This is a genomic window from Flavobacterium sp. (assembly GCF_036741995.1).
Lineage (GTDB): Bacteria > Bacteroidota > Bacteroidia > Flavobacteriales > Flavobacteriaceae > Flavobacterium.
In genome coordinates this window covers 34,293-58,028 of the sequence record NZ_DAINRG010000004.1, presented here as the reverse complement: position 1 = coordinate 58,028, position 23,736 = coordinate 34,293, and the positions used below count along the sequence as shown (strand labels likewise).

Below are 23,736 nucleotides of genomic sequence, written 5' to 3'. Positions count from 1 at the left end.
TGCCGGAAGGGTTTATTACTTTATTTTACCACTTGCACCCATTGTCCTTTGGTACGCGCTAAGAAGTCGTGGTCATACATGGCTTCGCACTGCAATCCAGGCAAGTAATAGCTGCCCAAATAGGAGGCGTTCAACAGCATTTTGAACTTGCGGGTTTCGCCGGCTTTCAGACTGAAATAGTAATTGGCCCGGTCATCGCGAATATCAATATAATCGGCCACATTGCTGGTCGCATCGCCAAAATCAGTGTATCGTGTGTTCACAATTTCAAATCCGGATGGCAGAATTTGCGATAGCGCAATGTTCTCTACTCTTTCGTTTTTGCGATTGGTCAACGTCACTTCGGCATAGAATTCAGTGCCTTGCGCAATTTTGGAAACGTTGATGGCATTGCCTTTTCGGTCTTTGAAAACCACGCTGGCTGATAAATTATTCTGAATGACGTTTTCAGTACCCACTGGCAAAATACCGCTATTCAGGACGCGAACGAACAAAGTGTTCTTTTTGTTGTTTTTTATAGTCACTGAATTGGTTCCGGTTTTAATCACCAAATCACGTTGGGCTACCGTTTTATTGGTATTGATGATTTGTGGTTTGCCCCCATTGGAATACTGAACCGAAACACCTTTGCTACCGTTGTAAGTGGCGAATTTTGCCATCGCATATAAGCTGTAAGCGGTAGTTTGTGTGCTCATCCACTCATCGCTGGAGAGGTTTTTGGCTAATTTGGTGGCCATCAGAAATGCTTTTTGTTTTTGACCTAACAGGATTAAAGTTTCTAAGGCCATGGCTCTGTTTCTTTCGGCTGAACCGTAATAATAGTAGTAGTAACGCTCGGTATCATTTTGCTCGTCGATGAACGATTTGCTTAACAATGCCAATCCGGCTGCGTTTTGTTTTAGAATGGCATAAGTGGCCGCCAAACGCAATTTACTCTCATTCGAAATGCCCACGGTTTCGCGCAAACGGTTCATCGAAGCTAAATCGGCTGCCCCGGCAACGGCTAGTGTGTAAAGTCGGTACGCCTGCGCTATATCATTGTCTTCTTCTTTATCGTAACGCCATTGTTTGGCTTCTTTTTGTTGGTACGAAATCCATTTGGATTTGAAATTGATTGGCAACACGTACCCTTTTTTATCGGCTTCAATCAGGAAATGCCCGGCATAGGAACTGCCCCAATCATCAGCACTGGTGCCTCCCGGCCAATAAGAGAAACCACCATTTGGCAATTGGAAATTGCTCAGTCTTTGAATGGCTGCTGTTACATTTTTCTGAATGTTTTGTTTGCGAACAGCATCTAAATCCATCACATCGTTTAGATACAATTGTGGGAAAACAGACGACGTGGTTTGCTCCACACAGCCGTGAGGATACTGAATCAGGTAATCCAATCGGCGGCTGAAATCGATGGTTGGTACCGAAGAAACTTCCATTTTGGCTTTGTTACTTCCCGGTACTCCAAAGGTTTTCCAGGCAATGGTTTTGGAACTGTTCGGCTCGATGACAATATCGCTGTAGGCATTGGTTATCGGATTCGGATTGGTCACATCAATTTCTACGGAATAAGTAGATTTCTCTTTTCCGGAAGTGGCGATGATGTCAATTTTGCCAATACCTGTAACGCTTCCGACTTCCAAATTGAAGTAGGCCATTTTTTCGTCAGGCTCGGTGAACAGTACTTTTTGGGTAGTGCTTCCAATGACTCTTACACTGCTGTTGGTTTTGATTTGCACCGTTACGTTTTTGATTTGTTTTTCGGTAGCAAAAAGCGTCACCGGTATCGTCACTTTTTCGGATGGCGATATTTTTCGTGGCAATGAAGCCAACACCATCAACGGACTTCTAACTTGGGTAGCTTTTTCGGCCATACCGTAAGCGCTGGTTTTAGCATCAGCGGCCACTACCATAGTACGCACGGAACCAATGTATTTTGGCAACTTAATTTTATGGGTTTTAGAATCGCCAGCCCCTAATTCGAATGGCCCGAAATACATCACCACCGGTTGGAAACGGTTCGCTTTTTTGGCTTTACCACCGCCCGAATCGGCATCTCCACCAATACTGAACACTTGGTTTACTTTTCCGCCATACGCTCCAATTACATCGTCGTAAATGTCCCAGGTTCTTACGCCCAAAGCTTCACGGGTATAGAAACTATCCCAGGCATTTGGTGTTTTAAAGCGGGTTAAATCCAACAACCCTTCATCCGCAACAGCAATGGTATAAGTCATTCTTTTGCCGTGTTTTTCGGAAACTTTGATGTTCACATTTTGTTCCGGACGCAGCACATCAGGCATGGAAAGTTGTGGTTCTAGCACTGTGTTTTTATCGATTACTTCTATCGGAACGATGCCGTACATTCTTATTGGCGAATCGTTTTTGGTAGAGGCATGTGGTTGTAGCAATGAAATGTTGATGTACACATTGGGTGCCATTTCGCCGGTGATTGGAAGCTCGACAGTCGTCTCTCCTTTTTGGGTTTTGGCCCAAAGGGTTTTCACTACTTTGGTTCCGTTTTCAATAGAAATCAATGCTCTGCCGCCCTCGCTGGATGGAAAAAAGATTTTGGCTTTGTCACCCACTGCATAATTGGTTTTATCGGTAGAGAATTTCAACATCTTAGCCGATTCACCATCGGTGTTTCTGGATTTGGCAGACCACCATGGCATGTCAATAAACACGCGCACACCAGTAGCATGACCATCGGTTGGGTCGGAAACGCGAATCAAATAATTCCCCCATTCTTCATCTCTAACCGAGAAGGCAATACTGCCTTTGCCTGAAGCATCGGTATTGATGGTGAAATTTTTATAAGCAATCGTGGCGTTTGCCGTATTGTAACTCGACAAATCGTCATGGGAAGCATCCCACCACCAACGGGTTTGCAATTTATACACTCGAACCTCTAGATTTCTAACCGCTTTTGGACGGCCGTTTTCGCCAACGGTTACGATATCAAAACGGTTGTTTTTTCCGGTTTCAATCATGCCGTATTTGTTGGCTGCCGGAGCTTTCACTCCCACATAGGTTTTGTAGGGAGAATAAGAAGTGGCCGCTACATCCGTACTCACATCGCCTCCGCTTTCATAGACTTTGGTAATGAACGCCGCACGCAACATACCCGGAGCCTGTCCTTGAATGGTTGGTTTTATTGGGATGGAAGCACGACCATTACCATCTACTTTTCCAGAGAAAATATTCACTTCTTCGGTAGAAAAACTGCGGGTTGGATCGTCAAAAACGTATTTGTCAAACCCTTTGAAAGTGGTTACCTGTTGCGAGAACTTCGCTTGCACTTCGGTTTTTAAATCTTTGGCGACAGCCCCGTGCAACCACAATACCTGAATGTTGTTTACGTTGTTTTTGCTGGCCGAAAGCACCGGTTCATTGAAACTGTTTTTGATTTTCAGACGATTCGGTTTGATGGTTTCAATTTTGATGCTTTTGTAAAAACGCGCGCCACCAATACTGACTACTGCTTCCCAGTTTCCGGTGATATCATTGGCTTCTGTCGGAATGATGAATTTGTAATGATTGAGATCATTCATCTTTTGAACACACTCGTATATGGTTTTTCCATTAGGGTCGTTCATTCGCAATTTAATTGGGTGCGATGGTGGCAATTTATTGGCATTGTCATTTAGAATAAACGATAAATACACGGTATCGCCCGGGCGCCAAACGCCACGTTCTCCGTAGATGTAACCTTTCAGTCCTTTCTGCAAAGTTTCCCCGGCCACATCAAAATTACTCACGGAAAGCGACAATTCATCGTCAAGCTTAACATAAGTGCTTTGCTCTCCATCGGTCACGATAGCGAAATAAGCATATTTCTCCAATTGGAAAGAAGCCATCCCATCACTATCGGTTTCAGAAGTCGCAATTTTTTGCTGTTGGTAATTGTATAAATCCACTGTAGCACCCGAAACTGCTTCCGTAGAAACGATATCGCTTACGGCAATTACTACCGATTTGTCGGTACCTCTTTTGGCAATAACACCTAAATCGCTGGCGAGAATGTTGGTTCCGATTTTGGTATTGTAGAAATACGAATTCGAGCACGGATCTTGTTGTTCCCGCCATTCGTAATCCTGTTCGTAATAGTAGTCGTAGCCACTGTTGCTGTAGTTGACATCATTTTCATCGACTTCTTCTTTCTCCTCGTTATTATTATTGCTGTATTCTTCGTCGTCGCCCTCATCACTGCTAGAAGTGGAACCCGTACATTTATACAAGGAATATTCTTTTTTATACGAGAACTCCACGCGGTAAATGGCACCCGGTTCCGGATTTATGATTTTGGAAAGATCTAAAGCATAAGTATTCCATTTGGTATAATCCAGCAGATTGTTCTGCTTTAATTCGATGGTCGATTTGGCTATGGCCTGACTGACCTGGCGCAAGTTTTCGGTGCCATTGAGTTCGTTATCCTGCAAAAACTGCATGATGTTGTTTTTGTAAATTTTATAGACTTTTACATCCACTGCTTTCAGATTGGCAACTTCAAAATTGATTTTTAAATTATTGGAACTCGGCAAAATGGTACCGCTTTTCAATAGTTTCACACCCGGTTTGATGTCTTCAAACAACAGTCTTTGCGAATAGTTGTTTTTCATTTTGTATCCATCGATGCTTTCAATTCCCTGGAAAACCTCTACCAGTTTACTGCCTGAAAAAGAATTTTGGTTCGGAGTAGCCACTTCTTCAACGGCTTCGTCCTCTGTGTCAACGGCTGTGGTATCTGTAAGAGCAATGGTTGCCGTATCCACCGCAGCAGCGACGTCTACTTTTTGACTGGCAGCTCCTTTGTCTACCGTAGATTTATCGGGTTCCTGGTTGTAGAATACTTTCAACACATTACCCATAGTGGTAAACTTGAGATTGCTGGTGTTTTCGATAGCCACTAATCCTTTGAAATCCTGATCTTTTTTTAACGGATCCGAGAAGTTGATTAACACCGATTGATTATTAGCATCACCAACTTTTATGGTCAAAACCTTAAACTGATTTTTCCCGGGAATTGGGAATTTCACTGAGCCTTTTTGGTCAATATCCACATCATCGCCATCCCAGGCAATGTCAATTTCAGAGTCGTTTTCAAAACGCTGAATACTGTCAATGGTAAATTTGAAATTCGTGCTGGTACTAAGAGCTTTGTCGAATTTGATTTTTAATTTTTTATCGCTTTGCGTCGAAGTTATTATTTTTTGGGCATCATCAAAACTTAAATTATCCGCAGTGGTCAACGTCCCGTTTAGGTAATACCAATCTTTGCTGTACGACTGCAAATCCTGTGTATTCACAATAAAATCCTGCTTGATGGTTTTTACCGAAAAGTTAAAATCCGATAATTCTTTGGGCACTTTATTGGTGATTTTGGAAAGGTGAAGCGTAATTTGGTACAGCGTGTTTTGCTCCAGTTTTTCTTTTGGAATAAAGGCTATGGTGTTGTTGGATAGCGCCACCACTTTTCCACTCACGCTTGGGGAAATGTCGAACAAATCATCATCCAGCTCCTGATTGGGCTTCCAATCGCTTTTGTTGAAGGCCAATTGCACCCTAAAATCGGAGTTGACCGAGACGAAACCAGAAGAGAAACTTGTAATGTAATCTTTGTAAAGAGAATAATCTGAATCAAAATCGGAGGCCGATTTTTTTGAACAGGATTGCAACATAAAAATTGCAATGAACAAGCCGAAAATCTTGCTGGTTTTCATGGATGTAAAAGAGTTATTTGTTAGAACTTGTTTCTTGAGCTAATTTTTTCTCAATTAGCTATATAACGTTAAAAATATTAAAATAGTATTACAAACAAGAAATATTTTTAGGAATATTTTTCCTGTAAAATTATTTTCTTCTGGAGGCGAAAAAACGGAGCATCAAATCGGAAGCTTCCTGCGCCAAAATCCCTTTAATTACCTGGGTTTTCGGATGCAGTTGTGTGCCAAGATTTTCAAAACCACGCTGCTCATCGGAAGCACCAAAAACTACTTTCGAAATCTGACTCCAGTACAACGCACCGGCACACATTTGGCAAGGTTCCAAAGTGACGTAAAGCGTACAGTTTTTTAAATATTTTCCACCAATGAAGTTCGCGGCCGAAGTAATGGCCTGCATCTCGGCATGAGCCGTTACATCATTGAGCATTTCGGTAAGATTGTGACTTCGGGCAATGACTTTGTTATCAATGACAATCACGGCACCGACAGGAATCTCCCCTTTCTCAAAAGCGATTTCGGCTTCCTGCAAAGCTTTCTTCATAAAATACTCGTCGGTGAAAGGGTTTTCCATAAAACAAAAATACAATTTCAATTCGTACATTTGCCTCATGTCAAAAAAATTGCTTGAACATATAAACAATCCTGCGGATTTACGAAAATTAACCGTGACTCAATTGCCCGAATTGGCTAAAGAGTTGCGCGAGTTTATCATCGACATTGTCTCGGTAAAAGAAGGCCATCTCGGCGCGAGTTTGGGTGTGGTCGAATTGACGATTGCTTTGCATTATGTTTTTGATACGCCCAATGATTTATTAGTTTGGGATGTCGGACATCAAGCCTACGGTCATAAAATTCTAACCGAAAGAAGAACCAAATTCGATACCAATCGCCAGTTGGGTGGCATTTCCGGGTTCCCGAAGCGGAGCGAAAGTGTGTACGATACGTTTGGTGTGGGGCATTCTTCTACGGCTATATCAGCGGCTTTGGGTATGGCGATTGCTTCCCAATTGAAAGGCGAAAACAAACATCACATTGCGGTTGTTGGCGATGCATCTATTGCCAGCGGAATGGCGTTTGAAGGACTAAATCATGCCGGGGTTACCGATGCGGATTTGTTGGTCATTTTAAACGATAACGCTATCGGAATTGACCCTAGTGTTGGCGCTTTGAAGAATTATTTGACTGCAGTCAAAGAAGGTAAAAATCCGAAGCAGAACAACATGATTAAGTCGCTGAACTTTGATTATTCGGGTCCGATTGACGGGCATGATTTACCGGCTTTACTCCAAGAATTGGAACGCCTTAAAAAAGTAAAAGGCCCAAAGTTTTTACATATTATAACCACCAAAGGCAAAGGCTTGCAAAAAGCCGAAGAAGACCAAGTAAAATACCATGCTCCGGGAAAATTTGATGCGGCCACCGGAGAAATTCATAAAACCACCACCGAAAATTTACCGCCAAAATTCCAAGATGTGTTTGGCTTGACTTTAGTGGAATTAGCTAAAAACAATCCGAAAATTGTTGGGATTACACCGGCTATGCCAAGCGGAAGTTCAATGAAATTTATGATGGATGCTTTTCCGAAACGGGCTTTTGATGTGGGGATTGCCGAGCAGCATGCTGTGACGCTTTCGGCAGGAATGGCGACGCAAGGCATGGTGGTTTTTTGCAACATTTATTCCACCTTTTTACAACGGGCTTATGACCAAGTCATCCACGATGTGGCACTGCAGAATTTGCCGGTAATTTTTTGTTTAGACCGAGCCGGATTGGTTGGTGAAGATGGCGCTACACACCACGGCGTATTTGATTTAGCGTATTTGCGTTGCATCCCGAATATGATGATTTATGCTCCGAAAGACGAAATCGAGTTGCAAAATATTCTTTATACAGCTTCCTTAGGACTGAAGCATCCTATTGCGATTCGATATCCTCGTGGTCGTGGCAAAAATGCGGATTGGAAAATGCCAACTGACTTTCAGAAAATCGAAATTGGGAAAGCGCATAAACTTAGAAAAGGTAAAAAAGTAGCTGTCTTATCAACGGGAACTATAGCCGACAATGTGACTTTGGCACTTAACGACATGGAGGATTCCGGCCATTTTGCGCATTATCATTTTGGGTTTGTAAAGCCCTTAGACGAGAAAAAATTACACAAGATTTGCGATAAATTCTCCACCATCATCACAGTGGAAGATGGCGTAACGACCGGTGGTTTTGGCAGTGCTGTTTTAGAGTTCTCGGCCAAAAATGATTATGTGAATGAAATTTTCCTTTGCGGTGTGCCCGATTATTTCATAGAACACGGAACGGTTGACGAACTGCAGCAATTCTGCAACATCGATGTGGATGGTTTAAAATCGCTTTTCTCAGGTTTACTTGAGGAAGAAGACGAGGAAGATTAAGCCGTCACAATTTTATTCAACTGCACCGCTTTCCCATCCGTAAGCATCGAGATAAAATGACAGATATGAAGCAATCGGTCATACAAACTTTCCTTTTCCAAATGGTGTTTTTCCGGAAGGATTTTCAATAACAATTTGTCGTAATTCGTGGCCTTGCCTTCGTGATTGTTGTTATAAGCGGTGATGAATTTATCCAGCAAATTATTGATGATTTGGTAGCCCGACAGTTCTTTTTCAATGACTTCACGACTTTGATAAATGTTCTTCACGCTGAGTTTGATAATGTCATCCATCTGCGCTTTGTACTTGCTTTTATCGGTCAAGGCAAAATGGAATTTCCCTTGCAATATGGCTTCTTCGTTTTCGATAAAAACCTTTACGGCATCATTGATTAAGTTCCCAATGGCCAAAGCGCGCAGGTAACTGATGCGGTCTTCTTTGGTAGTCAGGGTTTGGTATTTAGCGGTATCAATAGTGTCTTTCACCAATTTGATTAAATACTCCAAAGCAAAATCTTCGGAAACTAAACCGAGGTTGATACCGTCTTCAAAGTCGATAATGGTGTAGCAAATATCATCGGCAGCTTCGACCAAAAATGCCAACGGATGGCGCTCATACCCCACATCATTTCCGGTTTTGTTGGAAATCATACCCAGTTCTTCGGCGACTTCTTTAAAAAAGGCTACATCCGATTGGAAGAATCCGTATTTTTTATCGGCTATGTTTTTGGTCGGTTTCTTTGGCAAACTCTCTTTCGGATATTTGGTAAAAGCACCCAGCGTAGCATAGGACAAACGCAAACTGCCTTCAATGCCAGGACGCGAACTCGTTAACACCGAAAAACCATTAGCATTGCCTTCAAAATCGATTAAATCCTGCCATTGTTTGGCGGTTAATTGGTCTTTGTATTGTTGACCTTTCCCAATAGCAAAATATTCTCCAATCGCTTTCTCACCGGAATGTCCAAACGGAGGATTCCCGATATCATGCGCTAAAGCGGCGGCGGCTACAATCGCACCAAAATCATTCATGTGGTAACCATGCACTTCTTTCAAATGCGGATATTTTTCAATGATTTTTTTACCTACCAATCTTCCTATGGAACGACCGACAACCGAAACTTCCAAACTGTGTGTTAAACGCGTGTGCACAAAATCGGTTTTCGATAATGGAATTACCTGAGTTTTATCTTGTAAACTTCTAAAAGCCGACGAAAAGATGATACGGTCGTAATCCACTTCAAAGCCCAAGCGGGTGTCATCTTGTTCGATGCGCAATCTTTTGCTGGTGTCGCCTTGGCGTTTTAGTGATAAAAGTTGTTCCCAGGTCATGATAGTGAAGATAGTTGATTAATAAATTCAGCCGTTAAAGATAGTTTTATTTTATGATTTTCTTCATGCAGACACTATTGGCCACTCCAATGTATTGCCCGAAATTTTCGGTGATTTCATAGCCTAGTTTTTGATATAACCCTATGGCATCAACCTGCATATAACCAGTTTCGAGTATGGAATTGGTGTAATTTTCCTCTTTCGCCCAAAGCTCTAATTCGGTCAAAATAGCTTTGCCAATACCTTTCCCTCGGTGTTCCGGCAAAGTGTACATTCGTTTGATTTCAGCCGTATTGGCATCATATTCTTTGTAGGCTCCAATCCCAACAACCACATCATTTTCATAACACAGCAAGGCATTTTTCAACAAATTGGTTTTATTGAATTGGGCATAAAAGGCATGGTCATCACCATCCAAAACTTTCAAATACGCATCGAGAGCTACCACCAATTTTTCAAAATCGGGATGATCCGAAGTTGTTCTTTCCAGCCTAATCATCGTTATTCTTCCTTTAGTTTTGGTTCCAAAGCCGTAAAAAGGCGTTTCTTTTCTTCCAATAACTTCTTATTGACCACATAGGTTTTGGAGATGCTGTCGTGCCAACCTCTTGCCGGAAATCCGAGAAAAGACAAGCCATTAAACGGAATTAACCGACACAACGTTCGAACCAAAATCATTTGATGATTGGGCAAATCTCCATTGATATCTACCACTAGGGTTTGTGTGATAAATTTGCCAGGCGTTCTTGCCAACAGCACTTCGAAAATATTGTAATATAACAAAGCAATGACACTCACAAAAGTATATTGCCCAATAGGATTAACGAGTACATAACTTTGGAAGGCCTTGTTTACAGCGGGTGCTGCCGAAGCTTCTACGACCATAAGCACTATTAGAAACAAGACTACCTGCAGCATGGTATCCGACAACAAATTCAAAAACCGTTGCGCATGCGACGCCAAAAGTTCTTGGGTTACTGTAAATTGCTTTGGGTTCTTTCCTTCCATTATTATTCTTTTTGATTGGCCAAAAAGAAATTCCTTGACTTCTTTGGGTACAAATTATAACTCTTATCGCTAGGATTCGCAATCGCCGATTTGATGTTGATTTCGTCACCTTCTTTAAAATTGGCTACCGTATATTGGTAATCCAACAAATATTCGCCACAGAAATAATTCCCGTGTTCGTCTTTTTCTATGATTCCGGTGTAAACTCCTTTTTCTTTTGCCATTGTATTTTTTATTTAAAAATCAAAACAGCCATCAAGTTGACAGCTGCTTTTCTTTATTTCTTATTCTATTTTCTAATTAAGACCCACACATTTCGCAATCATCCGGTCCTGCAGCTCTGGCGCGTTCTACCATCGCTTTGAAATCTTCGGCGGTCATTTCTCCGGTTTCGTTGGGAGCAACTACCTCAACCGCTACTGGTTCGGCTACGGTTGGTTCCGCTTTTTTATCATTGTTCAACGTGAACTTGATAGCGTCTACAGCCGATTTGGTTCTTAAGTAATACATTCCTGTTTTTAATCCGGATTGCCAAGCATAGAAGTGCATTGACGTCAGTTTTGCATAGTTGGCATCCTGCATGAACAAGTTCAACGATTGCGATTGGTCAATGAAATACCCTCTTTGGCGCGACATATCAATGATATCTTTCATCGACATTTCCCAAACCGTTTTGTATAATTCTTTTAAATCTTCCGGAATATCCAGCGCTTGCACTGATCCGTTGTTTCGCATTAATTCCTGTTTCAAATCTTCGGTCCACAAGCCGCGGTTTACTAAGTCTTCTAACAAGTGTTTGTTCACCACAATAAACTCTCCCGACAATACACGACGCGTGTAAATGTTGGATGTATAAGGTTCGAAAGCTTCGTTGTTTCCTAAGATTTGTGATGTAGATGCGGTTGGCATTGGTGCTACCAATAACGAGTTTCTAACACCGTGTTTCACTACTTCTTTTCTCAAACTGGCCCAATCCCATCTTCCTGATAATTCCTCGTCTTTGATGTTCCAAAGGTTGTGTTGGAATTCTCCGTTAGATATTGGAGAGCCTTTGAATGTTGAGTATGGTCCTTCTTCTTTGGCCATTTCCATAGAAGCGGTTACGGCGGCAAAGTATAAGGTTTCGAATATTTCCTGATTTAATTTTTTGGCTTCATCGCTGGTAAACGGCATTCTCAATAAGATGAACGCATCCGCCAACCCCTGCACGCCCAATCCTACCGGACGGTGACGCATATTGGAGTTTTCGGCTTCTTTTACCGGATAGTAATTTCGGTCGATTACTTTGTTTAAGTTTCGGGTTACGCGCTTGGTTACGTTGAATAACAATTCGTGGTTAAATTGGTTATTTTCCACAAACATTGGCAATGAAATGGAAGCCAAATTACACACCGCGATTTCATCATCCGAAGTGTATTCCATAATTTCGGTACACAAGTTAGACGAACGGATGGTTCCCAAATTCTTTTGGTTGGATTTTCTGTTGGCCGCATCTTTGTACAACATGTATGGCGTTCCCGTTTCGATTTGCGACTCCAGGATTTTCTCCCAAAGTTCACGTGCTTTCACGGTTTTTCTTCCTTTGCCTTGTTCTTCGTACGAAGTGTATAAAGCTTCAAATTCTTCTCCGTAAACATCGTATAAGCCCGGACATTCGTTTGGACACATCAAGGTCCAATGCGAATCTTCCTGAACGCGTTTCATGAATAAATCGGAAGTCCACATGGCAAAGAACAAATCACGGGCCCGCATTTCTTCTTTTCCGGTGTTCTTTTTCAAATCCAAAAAGTCGAAAATATCCGCATGCCAGGTTTCTAAATAAATAGCGAAACTTCCTTTACGTTTTCCGCCGCCTTGGTCAACATAACGAGCGGTGTCATTGAACACACGCAACATCGGAACAATTCCGTTCGAAGTTCCGTTAGTACCACGGATGTATGAACCTGTCGCACGTACATTGTGAATTGACAACCCGATTCCACCCGCTGATTGCGAGATTTTGGCGGTTGATTTCAACGTATCGTAAATTCCGTCAATGCTGTCGTCTTTCATGGATAACAGGAAACACGAAGACATTTGTGGTTTTGGCGTACCCGCGTTGAATAACGTCGGTGTCGCATGCGTAAAGAACTTTTTCGACATTAAGTCGTACGTTTCAATTACAGCTTCTAAGTCGTTTAAGTGAATTCCGACTGCTACACGCATCAACATGTGTTGCGGACGTTCTACGATTTTACCGTTGATTTTCAACAAATACGAACGCTCCAAGGTTTTGAAACCAAAGTAATCGTAGTTGAAATCACGATTGTATATGATGTGAGAGTTTAAAAACTCGGCATTTTCCTGAATTACCTGGTGCACTTCTTCCGAAAGTAACGGTGCCGCCTGGTTGGTTCTTGGGTTTACATAATGAAACATTTCACTCATCGTTTCCGAGAAGGATTTGTTGGTGTTTTTATGTAAGTTGGAAATTGCGATACGCGCGGCTAGCTGTGCATAATCCGGATGAGCTATCGTCATGGAAGCTGCGGTTTCTGCCGCTAAATTATCTAATTCTGAAGTCGTAACACCATCGTACAACCCTTCAATAACCCTCATTGCCACTTTAACAGCGTCTACCAAATCGTTTAAACCATAACATAGTTTTTTAATTCTATCCGTGATTTTGTCGAACATTACCGGCTCTTTGTGGCCGTCTCTTTTTACTACATACATACGCTTGTCAGTTTTTGAAAATAGAAAATCCCTTTACCTATTTTCTGGTTATTTGTAATTGGTTTTGTTTTATTTTTTGAAGCTGTTTTCAGCTTTCCGCTATATCTTTTTAAAGGATGCCGCTACAATCTGAGCTAGGTCTAAAAATCGGCGTCGAAACTAATTTTGCTGGACTCTGAATCGGAATTCATCACGCCTGCTTTTTGGTATTCGGCTACTCGTTTTTCGAAGAAATTGGTTTTCCCTTGTAACGAAATCATGTCCATGAAATCGAACGGATTCGTGGAGTTGTACACTCGCTTGCAACCCAATTCTACTAATAATCTGTCGGCAACAAATTCTAAATATTGTGTCATCAAAGTGGCGTTCATCCCAATCAGACTCACAGGAAGCGACTCAGTAATGAACTCTCTTTCAATGTTTAAGGCATCGGTAATAATTTCCGTGATTCTGGCTTTGGATACTTTGTGTACCAAATGGTGGTTGTGTAAATGCACCGCAAAATCGCAGTGAACTCCTTCATCACGGGAGATTAATTCGTTAGAAAACGTTAAGCCTGGCATTAAACCGCGTTTTTTCAACCAGTAAATCGAGCAGAAAGCTCCCGAAAAGAAGATACCCTCTACCGCTGCGAAAGCGATTAATCTTTCAGCAAAGGAGTCGGAGGAAATCCATTTTAACGCCCAATCTGCTTTTTTCTTTACGGCAGGAAACACATCAATGGCGTGGAAAAGTTTGTCCTTTTCGGCTTCGTCTTTTACATACGTATCAATTAGCAACGAATAGGTTTCGCTGTGAATGTTCTCCATCATGATTTGAAAACCATAGAAAAATTTGGCTTCCGGATATTGCACTTCGTTGACAAAGTTTTCGGCTAAATTTTCATTCACGATTCCGTCAGAAGCTGCGAAGAAAGCCAAAATGTGTTTGATAAAGTATTTTTCGTCTTCATTCAATTTATTATTCCAATCCGACAAGTCTTGGTGCAAATCAATTTCTTCGGCCGTCCAAAAACTGGCTTCCATTTTTTTGTACCATTCCCAAATGTCTTGGTGCTTGATAGGAAAAATCACGAAGCGATCTTTGTTTTCTTTTAAAATTGGTTCGATAGTAGCCATGTTGAATTTATTTTGAATTTTAAGACGATTTTTAGTGAAATCTGTATGTTACAAAGATTGGCAAACGAAACGTAAAAAGAAAGTCAAACTTATTCACAATCGGGTCTAGTTTTTAACAAATAGGCAGATTTGAATGGGGTTTTGATTGATTTATAAATTACTGTTTTTCAGTTAATTACAAAAAACAAAAAACAAAAAAAGCCCTAAAACAAAGGAAGTTAGGAATTTACTGATAGCGAAATTTTAACATTTACAATCTTCTGAAAACGGATTTTTTGGAGACAAAAAAAGAGCGGTTTTCCCATTGAAAAAACCGCTCTAAGAAAAGTGTAGTCTTATTTCTTATTTATCATCCGAAATATAGGTTTTATTACCATTAGAGTTAATATAATATCTTCCTCCTCTTGGCCCGGTATACACTTTTTTACCTTTATACTCTCCGGTTACTTTGTCCGGTGTTCTTGGCGCTTTTTCGGTAGACGCTTTTTCTTTTACTTCTTTTTTTGCTTTGGCTTCTGTTTTGTTAGCCGCTGCTTTGGCTTTTCCTTCGGCCGCTTTTGCTTCCCCTTTTGCAGAGGCATTGTTGTCTTTGGCTGCCGTTTTAAAACGCTTGTCCGGAGTTCCATCTTTTTTCAATGGTCCTTTAGCATCCGTATCTTTGAAGCGTTTGTCTGGTGTTCCGTCTTTTTTCAAACGAGGCGCTTTGTCTTCCGCTTCTTTTTTGGCTTTAGTTGCTTTCTCTTTTACTGCCGAAGTTTCTTTCTTAGCTTTCTTTTCCGCTTTTTCTTTGGTTTCTTTAGCTGCGGCTTTTTCCTCTTTGGTTTCTTTAGCAGCTTTTGCTTTTTTTGCTTTTGCGGCTTTCTCAGTTTTAGCTTTTGCCTTTTCTGCTTTCGTTTCCTGAGCATTCGTATTCACTATAAAAGCGAAAAGGAAACACATTAAAAATAGTTTTTTCATGGTGATTAATTTTAATATTTGGTGGATTAAAAGTAAGCAAAAAATAAATACAACGTTGTTGAAAACTATTAAAAATAAGCTCTCAATTGCACATTTCCAGTGTGGATGGTTTGACTGGTTTCCGTTTTTCTGCCTTGGTAATTGATATTGATATCCAAAAACTGCGTCAGGTTCTTTTGAATCAATAATCGCCAGGTCATGTTTTTCCCAGGCTGCAACCCTTCCAGCATTTGAAAAGCTACCGGTGACTGCGCATCGCCGGTAAATTTATTTTGATACAACGAGAATTCTCCGTTCATCGTCAGCTTCTTTTCGCTGGCATACGAGAATGAGGTCCCGAAGCGGTTTTGCCGTAATTTTTCGTAATCGCCCAGTTGGTTTTTCTTGTTCTGATATTCATAAAAAATGTCCCAACTCGCATTTTTATTAAATAAGTAAGAAATCTTGGGATTGATTTGATATGCATTCACTTCAAAGTTTTTGCTGGCATAATTTTCAGAATACAACGATGTGAAAACCGTTTTGGAAGCCAACGAAAACAACCAGGTTTTCTGCACCAAATGGGCATATTGCAATTGATGCGAATTGTTCTTACTCTCCTGAGAACCCACAGAAAGCAGGCTTTTTACTTTGTTTTGCGTAAAAGTATAAGTCACCGAATGTCTTTGCTTTCCGCGATTGTAGAACAAACTATTCCTAAAACTGGTGTTCAATCCCAGCAAATCAGCATCGGAAGACGAAAACGGATTCAAATCAAAATTATCGCCGTTGCGCTGAATTTTACGCTCAATTAAATAAGAAGTTTGATTGTAGAAATGAGACACTAATTTCTTAAAACCATTCTCGTTCTGCCATTGCGCCGGATTCAACGTCAGCGATTGCGAGAATTTATTCTGATGGGTTTTGATGAAAATCTGATTTGGCAAAAATACCCGCACATACTTCGCCTGATCGGGAAACGGCGCTACTTCAAACTCCTGCAATTCTTGAATGCCGTTGCCGTTGTAGTCGTTCCAGGTATAAACGCCTTGTCCGGGTTGGACTTCCAAATACGTGAATTCCTGCTGGGCAATCGTTCCCGAAGTGGTTTCATACGCCGTGGTTACTTGCATCAATTGTTTGAAATATTGATCGTTATACAACAAACGGGAATTCAGCGAAGGCTCGTTCGGTCTGGCATTATCCACATATTTCAGGTTTCGGTAATTGACAAATAACGACAAATCACTTTTATCGGTTTGGATCAATTTTGATTTCAAATAATACGATTGTGAGGTGTTGACTTTTTGCAAAAAACCATTCTGTAAACTGTCATTCACCCGTTGCAGATAACCCAATTCCACAAAAACCTTGGTGCTATCGCCACGCCCGACAAACGCTCCATACTCGGTAAATCGCTGACTTAAGGCTGATAATTGATGGGTAGCCACCAGCTTTTCTTTATTGTTTTCCAAACGCAAACTCCCGCCAATCCAGTTTTTTTTGAAATGATACCGCGCCTGGGATTGGTTTCGAATAAAGGTGGAAGAAGCATAATCGCCATCACTTTTTAAATAACTGCCGGTTTCCTGAAGGTTCCAGTTATTGAGTTTGAACAACCCATTTACAAGATGCCGGTTTCCCGAAAAACTTTTGGAGAAATCCAGCTTCTCAAACTGATACGTCAGCTTTCCTTTTTCGGGCAAAATGAAATCCAAACCGTTTATTATCAAACTCTGATTGCCTTCAAAAGTGGTTAAATTCCAATCGCGGTTGAACTCAATATTGAACAAGCGCTCAATGGTTTTGAAATTTTGTTGCACATATTGGTAGTTCCCAAAAGCATCCACTTGCCATTTTTTGGTAAACAACCGTTGCTTGAAATTCAGTTTCCCGGCCACGCCTTTGTTGTCATTATCATCGATGGAAGAAAACAAATTCAAATCGTTATTACTCACACCCACTTCAAAATCAACATTCGTTTTCTCACTCGGATTGTATTTCCCAAGAACCGTTGCAATTTGGATTTTAGTTGGCGCAACCAATCTAGTGATGGGCTCATAATTCCCTTGGGGAACGCCGCTGATTGGCTCTACGTATTGATAAATTTTGCCAACGGCAGAAGAATTAGTCAAAATATAATTTCCGAGATTATTGCCAACCAAAGTGAACTTCACATTGAACAATTCGTCATCCGGATTGTTGGAATATTCGAAAGCTTCACCGCTGGTAACAGTGATTTTTTTATACAAAATTTTATTCTCCGAATACGAATCGGGGTAAGCAGACGGGGCGTTCATCAGATTAACATTGTCTCCGGCATTGACCAAAACTGCAACTTGTTCCGAAGATAAATTCTGCTGCAACGGCTGGTTTTTTACATCGCTTTCCGAATACAAATAACCTCCCAAACTCCAGGTTTTAGCTTCATGATTGGCTCCGGCATACGTCACAAATCGCGTGTAATTTCGATCCGAATATTGGTATTCAATCACAATCCGCATCTCGGAAGTTATTGGAAACAGTGAGGTAAACGTGATTTCTCCGGCATTATAATCAATCACATAATCATTATTTTCGCCACGCTTGCGCAAAATTCCATTGACATATACTTTCTCCGAACCGGAGATGACGAGCACATACAATTCGCCATTGTTGCCGCGCAGTTTGTACGGCCCTTGATTTCCCTCTTGCCCGGTGAAAGAACTTTTGGCATATTGCCCACGAACCAAAGCGCCAGCTGCAAAAATTTCGGTTTTGTTATCTTCACCGCCAAACGTAAAATGCGTGGAAAGTCCCTGCACTTTTTTGTTGAAATTCAGAAAGCGCGATTGCCGGTTTTCGAGAAATAAATCGCCGGCGCGGATATTCCATTTATCGGTAAAGAGTTCTATAAAAATTTGATCGAATTCATCCAGTTTCTGCGAATACCCGCCTTCCTGTAGCGGAATATTGGAATCTTGAATCGAAGCCCGAAGCGAAACCTTGTCCGATATCTTTCCGGTAATTTGCAAATCGAGATTGGACGTTACCGAAGCATTCTGATTGTTGCCAATCGTCACGCCTCGCGTAATGCTTCCTGAGGTGTTTAAGCCGTCAAACGGCACAAACTTTTTCACGGAACGGTTGACTTTATAGAGATTTCCCGCTTCGTTGGGAACCACTTTGTCCTGGTCGTAAATGCTGTAGGTTTTCGTTAAATGTTCCGGATAATTAAAATAGCGAACGGTGACACTGTCTTGCGATGCAAAGCCATTTTTGAAAATCAGCTTTCCTTTTTGAAAATCGATTTTATAGAAAGTCGTGTCAATCGAAGTTCCATCTGCCTTCTGCAATTTGAAAAAACTCGGACTGATGCTGACTTTTTCGAGACTGATGGTGTCTGTAGAAACGGCTACTTTTTTCGTTTGGTACAACGATTTGATTTCCTGAGCCGAAAGCTTAGCAAAACCAAGGAGTACCAACAATAAAAGAAGTCTTTTCAGCATACATATAATAACGAGAAAAGTTTGAATGTAGTATTTCTATCGGAGCAGAATTACTCTTTTGTCACAATTTGCATGGTTTCTCTCGAGATTTGTTTCAGCAGGACGGTTTTGTCTTTTTCTACCATTTCGGCAGCTTCTTTGGTGAAATGACGAATGGTGTACAACGAGACATTTTCGTTATAAGACACTTTGAATTTTTTGGACAAAATGGTTTTCAGTTCGTTGAAATTACCAAATTTATCTTCGATACAAACCGAAAAACTGATGGCCGAATTTTGAATCAGACTCACTTTCATTTTGTATTGGTGAAACAACGCAAAAATCTCACTAATGTTTTCTTCCATGATGAACGAAAAATCGATGGATGATAATGAAATCAGTAACTGGTCTCTTTTGACGATATAACAAGGCGCTTGTGGTTCTAAATCTTTTCCTTTGGAAACGCTGGTGCCCGGCAACAGCGGATTGATAAACGATTTAACATGCAACGGAATTTCTTTTTTCTGAAGTGGCTGCAGGGTTTTCGGGTGAATAACGGTAGCTCCGTAAAACGCCAGCTCGATGGCTTCGCGATACGAAATTTGGTTTAACAAAATCGCATTTTCAAAATAACGCGGATCGGCATTCATCACCCCGGGAACGTCTTTCCAAATCGTTACGCTTTCGGCATTTAAGCAATAGGCAAAAATCGCAGCGGTATAATCGGAACCTTCACGACCAAGCGTAGTGGTGAAATTATTTTCATCGGAACCCAAAAATCCTTGAGTGATATTGAGTGCTTTTTTCTTAACGCCTTTTGAAATGAATTGTTGGGTTTTTTCCCAATCCACATTCGCATCGCGATACGTATTATCGGTTTTGATGAAGTTTCGAACGTCAATCCAGTTGTTTTTCAAACCGGCAAAATTGAAATAATGGCTGACAATCGTGGTGGAAATGATTTCTCCGTAGCTTACAATCTGGTCATACACAAAGTTATAATTCGGGGATTTATTGCTGCGTAAAAAATACTCCAAATCGGCGAAATGACTGTTCACAGCATAGAATACATCGCTTTCTTCGTCATCGAATAAATCCAATAGAATTTGGTTGTGGTACTTTTTTACATCTTGCAGAGAAGAATGCAATTCATTGGATTTTTCAAAGTAATTTTTGATTACTAACTCCAAAGCGTTTGTGGTTTTTCCCATCGCGGAAATGACTAAAAGCGTGTCTTCGTGACCTACTTTTTCCAAAACACTAAATACATTTTTAATGCCCTCGGCGTCTTTTACCGAAGCGCCACCAAATTTGAATATTCTCATTGTTATACCTTACTTAAAAATTCATTGATTCCGTTTTCATCCATTTGTGCTACGCGCCAATCGTCTAATAACTTGGCTCCCGATTTGATGTAAAAATCAATCGCCGGCGTATTCCAATCGAGCACATTCCACTCAATTCGGCGGACCTTGTCTCTTTTGCCCTGAGCAATAATCTCGGAATATAAGGCAAAGCCCAAACCGGAACCGCGCATTTTTTCTTTGACAATTAAATCTTCGAGGTGAATCGTTTTGCCTTTCCAGGTGGAGTAGCGGTAGTAATATAGCGCCATGCCAACGATTTCGCCATCAAGCTCAGCGATAAATGTATGAAATAATGGCTTGTCGCCAAAACCGTCACGCTCTAAATCAGCAACAGTAACGACAACCGCATCGGGTTCCTTTTCAAAAGTAGCCAGTTCCTGAATGAGTTCCAGAACGGCTTGCATGTCTTTCTTTTCGCCTTTTCTAATGGTCATGGCTTCTTATTTTTTCTTCTTTTTAGGCGTTTTCTTAGCCGGAGTAGTTGCTTTATTCGAAATTTTCATTTGAACATACGGTTTGTACAATCCGTCAGCCGTAGCTTTGGCTTTGGCTTTATCCGCTCTGTCTTTTGGATCAGGGTGTGAGCTCAGCATTTTGGTTAGGAAGTCGGCTTGCGCTCCGCCACTCATGTTCGCCAAAATAGTAAAAGCTGCTTCTACCGCATTGACATTATAACCGTTGCGTTTCATAAAAGCATACGAGTAATCATCAGCTTCCGATTCTTGTTTGCGGCTGTATTTGCTGTCCAAAATAGCATTGGCCAATTGCCCATATTGGCTGTCCGTCAACTTCGCTACTTTATCGGATTGCGAAGAAACAGCACCAACCAAAGCGGCTTTTCTCAAGGCAGCTTTCATCGCATCGCGTGAATCGTGATTCGCCACGTGACCAATTTCGTGACCAATTACGGCCAACAATTGATTGTCATCCATAATATCCATCAAACCCGAAAAAACTCTAACGCTACCATCGGCAGTGGCGAAGGCATTGACATCTTTGGTGATATAGACTTTATAATTCAATTTTAACCCTGCTTCGTTTACATGTTTACCAAAAATTCGATTCAATCGTATGGCGTAACCGTCTTTGGGACCAGCGACTACATTGGCAGAATCCATTTTTCGCACCGCTTCTTTTGACATGGCGGCAGCATCTTCATCGCTATACGTAAAACTGGCAACTCCTGTTTGCAGGGCTCCCATAGCTTTGTCACCAATATTAATTTGGGCATTTATTTTGGTAAAACTCAAAGCAGAAACGACAAGAGCGGTAAGGATAAATTTTGTCTTCATGGTATTAATTTTTTAACATAGTGAACAGCAAAGATAAAATAAGTTTTACAAAGATTTAACCTGACATTTTTTAAAGTTTAGCATCGCATTTTGATAAAAAAAACGATATTTGCACTCACAACTACAACGATTTCGTAATGGAAGAACGCAACAAAACCTTAGGTGAATTTATCATCGAAAAACAATCTGAATTTCAATACTCCTCAGGGGAATTATCCCGAATCATCAACTCCATAAGACTCGCCGCCAAAGTGGTAAACTACAAGGTAAACAAAGCCGGATTGGTGGATATTGTTGGTGCTGCCGGAGACCAAAACATTCAGGGCGAAGACCAGCAAAAACTGGATGTATATGCCAATGATATTTTTATTCAAACACTTATTAATCGGGAAATTGTTTGTGGGATTGCTTCGGAAGAAAATGACGATTTCATCACAGTGGCCGGTTCAGACAACAGTCACAATAATAAGTACGTAGTTTTGATGGATCCTTTGGATGGTTCGTCCAACATTGATGTAAATGTTTCGGTAGGGACTATTTTTTCGGTGTACAGAAGAGTAACACCAGTAGGCACTCCGGTTACCATTGAAGATTTTTTGCAACCCGGAACAAGCCAAGTGGCGGCTGGTTATGTGATTTATGGGACCTCAACTATGTTAGTTTACACAACAGGCCATGGCGTAAACGGATTTACTTTGAATCCGGCCATCGGAACGTTTTATTTGTCTCATCCGAACATGCAATTTTCTGAAGACGGCACTATTTATTCTATCAATGAAGGCAACTATGTTCACTTTCCGCAAGGCGTGAAAGATTATCTCAAATATTGCCAGTTAGAAGAAGGCGACCGACCTTATACCTCAAGATACATCGGAAGTTTGGTTTCCGACATTCACCGAAACATGATTAAAGGTGGCATTTACATTTATCCTACCAGTTCCAAATCGCCGAGCGGAAAACTGCGTTTGTTATACGAATGCAATCCCATGGCATTCATTGCGGAACAAGCCGGTGGCAAAGCCTCAGACGGTTTTGGAAGAATCATGGAAATCCAACCAACAGAATTACACCAACGCGTACCGTTCTTTTGCGGAAGCTTTAATATGGTGGAAAAGGCCGAGGAGTTCATGGCCAAATACAGTTAACAAAAAAGCCCCGAAATCGGGGCTTTTTTTATTTATTCATGTGGGTCATTTCGTAAGTGAAGGTATCTAAATCAACATTCAATACTAATAACGACAAGGCTTTATCAATGATGAAAGGCACGTTACCCGGAGTAAATCCTAATGCCAAAGCAAACTTGGTCAGGATTTCTTTTTGCTTAGGCCCTAACACGTGATCCGCATAAACCATTCTCGATAAATCATACAAACGCTCTAAACGTTGTGTATGCAAATAAGGAGGATTGATTGGGTATTTCAAAGGGTTTTCTAAAATCTCTTCATACTCTTCTTTTGAAATCTCCAAACGAACAGCTAGTTTGTCTAAGAATTGTTTTTCCTCTTTGCTCATATCACCGTCAGCCGTGGCAACACGTACTATGGCTGAGAAATGACCTTTATTTCTACTTTTAAATTCGCTATCAAATAAATCTGAAAATGACATAATTATACGGGTTTTAATACTGCAAATATAAGGCAATTTCCCATTTTTCAGAAACCATTTTTTAAAAATGTTTTTCATCGATTTTAGCCATTATTTTGAATCGACATTGAAAATAATTTGTACGTTTACGTTCCAAAACAACCAAATACCATGTCAGATTTCTGGATATACTCCACTATCGGATTAAAACACGTGCTCAATATTTTCGCCTACGATCATGTTTTATTTCTGTTAGCCTTAACCGTTCCTTATGAATTCAAATCGTGGAAACGACTGCTGATTCTAGTCTCGCTTTTCACTTTGGGACACACGTTGGCACTGCTGCTTTCCGTGTTTAACATCGTCACCATCAAACCGAATATCGTCGAGTTTTTAATTCCAATAACGATACTCATCACCGCCATGTATAACATTGTCGTTTCGGGCAAATCGAGCAAAAAAGACAGCATTACTTTCATTGGTATTGTTACCGCTTGCTTCGGAATCATACACGGTTTGGGCTTTTCCAATTATTTCAACACGCTGGTTACCGGAAAACCAACCGACAAATTACTACCGCTTTTTGAATTTGGCCTAGGCATCGAAACCGCACAAATCACAGTGGTCTTACTGGCGCTACTCTTGGCCTACGTGGTGCAAAGTCTGTTCAAATTTTCTAAACGCGACTGGACCTTACTCATTTCTGCCTTTATTGTAGGAGTTGTCATTCCGATGATTTTACAAAGTGAAATTTGGCATAAATAATTATTCAGAAGCGAAAGGTTTGGGTATA

The 23,736-nt window shown here is 41.0% G+C and carries 17 protein-coding genes; 3 read left to right on the top strand and 14 right to left on the bottom strand.

Translation table 11 applies throughout. The annotated features are described in order from the left end of the window. Positions 1-20 precede the first annotated feature (20 nt). Together V7D82_RS03250 and V7D82_RS03245 are read right to left on the bottom strand one after the other, a co-directional pair. Positions 21-5,717, bottom strand: a complete 5,697-nt coding sequence (locus V7D82_RS03250; RefSeq protein WP_333599539.1) for an alpha-2-macroglobulin family protein — start codon at positions 5,715-5,717, stop codon at positions 21-23. A 130-nt stretch (positions 5,718-5,847) separates the two neighbouring features. Beyond that, positions 5,848-6,291 (bottom strand): nucleoside deaminase, encoded by a 444-nt coding sequence (locus V7D82_RS03245; RefSeq protein ID WP_333599538.1) that lies wholly within the window; start codon positions 6,289-6,291, stop codon positions 5,848-5,850. Positions 6,292-6,328: 37 nt separating this feature from the next. Here V7D82_RS03245 and V7D82_RS03240 point away from each other — a divergent pair, with 37 nt between their 5' ends. Further along, positions 6,329-8,125, top strand: a complete 1,797-nt coding sequence (locus tag V7D82_RS03240) for a 1-deoxy-D-xylulose-5-phosphate synthase (RefSeq protein WP_333599537.1) — start codon at positions 6,329-6,331, stop codon at positions 8,123-8,125. On the opposite strand, the gene V7D82_RS03235 is transcribed toward V7D82_RS03240, so the two are convergent. The 11 genes from V7D82_RS03235 to V7D82_RS03185 form a co-directional block, all read right to left on the bottom strand. After that, a complete protein-coding gene (locus V7D82_RS03235; RefSeq protein ID WP_333599536.1) occupies positions 8,122-9,456 on the bottom strand; it encodes a deoxyguanosinetriphosphate triphosphohydrolase in 1,335 nt (444 codons plus the stop codon). The genes V7D82_RS03240 and V7D82_RS03235 overlap by 4 nt on opposite strands. Positions 9,457-9,502: 46 nt before the next feature. Then, the gene (locus V7D82_RS03230; RefSeq protein ID WP_333599535.1) at positions 9,503-9,955 is read right to left on the bottom strand and encodes a GNAT family N-acetyltransferase; all 453 of its coding nucleotides are present in this window, start codon (positions 9,953-9,955) and stop codon (positions 9,503-9,505) included. A gap of 2 nt (positions 9,956-9,957) precedes the next feature. After that, positions 9,958-10,464, bottom strand: coding sequence for an RDD family protein (locus tag V7D82_RS03225; RefSeq protein ID WP_333599534.1), 507 nt, complete (start codon positions 10,462-10,464; stop codon positions 9,958-9,960). A gap of 2 nt (positions 10,465-10,466) precedes the next feature. Then, complete coding sequence (locus tag V7D82_RS03220) at positions 10,467-10,688, bottom strand: hypothetical protein (protein WP_333599533.1); 222 nt, start codon at positions 10,686-10,688, stop codon at positions 10,467-10,469. Between the two features lie 76 nt (positions 10,689-10,764). Next, entirely contained in the window at positions 10,765-13,179 is a 2,415-nt protein-coding gene (locus V7D82_RS03215; RefSeq protein ID WP_333599532.1) for a ribonucleoside-diphosphate reductase subunit alpha, read from the bottom strand. A gap of 140 nt (positions 13,180-13,319) precedes the next feature. Next, positions 13,320-14,297: a ribonucleotide-diphosphate reductase subunit beta gene (locus V7D82_RS03210; RefSeq protein ID WP_333599531.1), complete on the bottom strand. Its 978-nt coding sequence runs from the start codon at positions 14,295-14,297 to the stop codon at positions 13,320-13,322. Between the two features lie 342 nt (positions 14,298-14,639). After that, entirely contained in the window at positions 14,640-15,254 is a 615-nt protein-coding gene (locus V7D82_RS03205; RefSeq protein WP_333599530.1) for a hypothetical protein, read from the bottom strand. A gap of 68 nt (positions 15,255-15,322) precedes the next feature. Further along, a complete protein-coding gene (locus V7D82_RS03200) occupies positions 15,323-18,721 on the bottom strand; it encodes a hypothetical protein (RefSeq protein WP_333599529.1) in 3,399 nt (1,132 codons plus the stop codon). A gap of 50 nt (positions 18,722-18,771) precedes the next feature. After that, positions 18,772-20,025, bottom strand: coding sequence for an aspartate kinase (locus V7D82_RS03195; RefSeq protein WP_333599528.1), 1,254 nt, complete (start codon positions 20,023-20,025; stop codon positions 18,772-18,774). A 2-nt stretch (positions 20,026-20,027) separates the two neighbouring features. Next, positions 20,028-20,501: a GNAT family N-acetyltransferase gene (locus V7D82_RS03190; protein ID WP_333599527.1), complete on the bottom strand. Its 474-nt coding sequence runs from the start codon at positions 20,499-20,501 to the stop codon at positions 20,028-20,030. 6 nt (positions 20,502-20,507) lie between these two features. Continuing rightward, positions 20,508-21,359, bottom strand: coding sequence for a M48 family metalloprotease (locus V7D82_RS03185; protein ID WP_333599526.1), 852 nt, complete (start codon positions 21,357-21,359; stop codon positions 20,508-20,510). A gap of 137 nt (positions 21,360-21,496) precedes the next feature. Between V7D82_RS03185 and fbp the strand changes: the two genes are divergently transcribed. After that, positions 21,497-22,504 (top strand): class 1 fructose-bisphosphatase, encoded by a 1,008-nt coding sequence (fbp, locus tag V7D82_RS03180; RefSeq protein ID WP_333599525.1) that lies wholly within the window; start codon positions 21,497-21,499, stop codon positions 22,502-22,504. Positions 22,505-22,532: 28 nt separating this feature from the next. On the opposite strand, the gene V7D82_RS03175 is transcribed toward fbp, so the two are convergent. Next, entirely contained in the window at positions 22,533-22,964 is a 432-nt protein-coding gene (locus tag V7D82_RS03175) for a tellurite resistance TerB family protein (RefSeq protein ID WP_333599524.1), read from the bottom strand. 150 nt (positions 22,965-23,114) lie between these two features. On the opposite strand from V7D82_RS03175, the gene V7D82_RS03170 reads away from it, so the two are divergent. Then, positions 23,115-23,708, top strand: a complete 594-nt coding sequence (locus tag V7D82_RS03170; protein ID WP_333599523.1) for a HupE/UreJ family protein — start codon at positions 23,115-23,117, stop codon at positions 23,706-23,708. Positions 23,709-23,736: the final 28 nt, after the last annotated feature.

Bases quoted from the DNA above. Each gene is read 5' to 3' on its own strand.
- V7D82_RS03245 (WP_333599538.1), bottom strand. From the start codon at position 6,291: ATGGAAAACCCTTTCACCGACGAGTATTTTATGAAGAAAGCTTTGCAG.
- V7D82_RS03240 (WP_333599537.1), top strand. From the start codon at position 6,329: ATGTCAAAAAAATTGCTTGAACATATAAACAATCCTGCGGATTTACGA.
- V7D82_RS03210 (WP_333599531.1), bottom strand. From the start codon at position 14,297: ATGGCTACTATCGAACCAATTTTAAAAGAAAACAAAGATCGCTTCGTG.
- V7D82_RS03235 (WP_333599536.1), bottom strand. From the start codon at position 9,456: ATGACCTGGGAACAACTTTTATCACTAAAACGCCAAGGCGACACCAGC.
- V7D82_RS03170 (WP_333599523.1), top strand. From the start codon at position 23,115: ATGTCAGATTTCTGGATATACTCCACTATCGGATTAAAACACGTGCTC.
- fbp (WP_333599525.1), top strand. From the start codon at position 21,497: ATGGAAGAACGCAACAAAACCTTAGGTGAATTTATCATCGAAAAACAA.
- V7D82_RS03205 (WP_333599530.1), bottom strand. From the start codon at position 15,254: ATGAAAAAACTATTTTTAATGTGTTTCCTTTTCGCTTTTATAGTGAAT.
- V7D82_RS03215 (WP_333599532.1), bottom strand. From the start codon at position 13,179: ATGTATGTAGTAAAAAGAGACGGCCACAAAGAGCCGGTAATGTTCGAC.
- V7D82_RS03230 (WP_333599535.1), bottom strand. From the start codon at position 9,955: ATGATTAGGCTGGAAAGAACAACTTCGGATCATCCCGATTTTGAAAAA.
- V7D82_RS03220 (WP_333599533.1), bottom strand. From the start codon at position 10,688: ATGGCAAAAGAAAAAGGAGTTTACACCGGAATCATAGAAAAAGACGAA.
- V7D82_RS03190 (WP_333599527.1), bottom strand. From the start codon at position 20,501: ATGACCATTAGAAAAGGCGAAAAGAAAGACATGCAAGCCGTTCTGGAA.
- V7D82_RS03185 (WP_333599526.1), bottom strand. From the start codon at position 21,359: ATGAAGACAAAATTTATCCTTACCGCTCTTGTCGTTTCTGCTTTGAGT.
- V7D82_RS03250 (WP_333599539.1), bottom strand. From the start codon at position 5,717: ATGAAAACCAGCAAGATTTTCGGCTTGTTCATTGCAATTTTTATGTTG.
- V7D82_RS03175 (WP_333599524.1), bottom strand. From the start codon at position 22,964: ATGTCATTTTCAGATTTATTTGATAGCGAATTTAAAAGTAGAAATAAA.
- V7D82_RS03225 (WP_333599534.1), bottom strand. From the start codon at position 10,464: ATGGAAGGAAAGAACCCAAAGCAATTTACAGTAACCCAAGAACTTTTG.
- V7D82_RS03200 (WP_333599529.1), bottom strand. From the start codon at position 18,721: ATGCTGAAAAGACTTCTTTTATTGTTGGTACTCCTTGGTTTTGCTAAG.
- V7D82_RS03195 (WP_333599528.1), bottom strand. From the start codon at position 20,025: ATGAGAATATTCAAATTTGGTGGCGCTTCGGTAAAAGACGCCGAGGGC.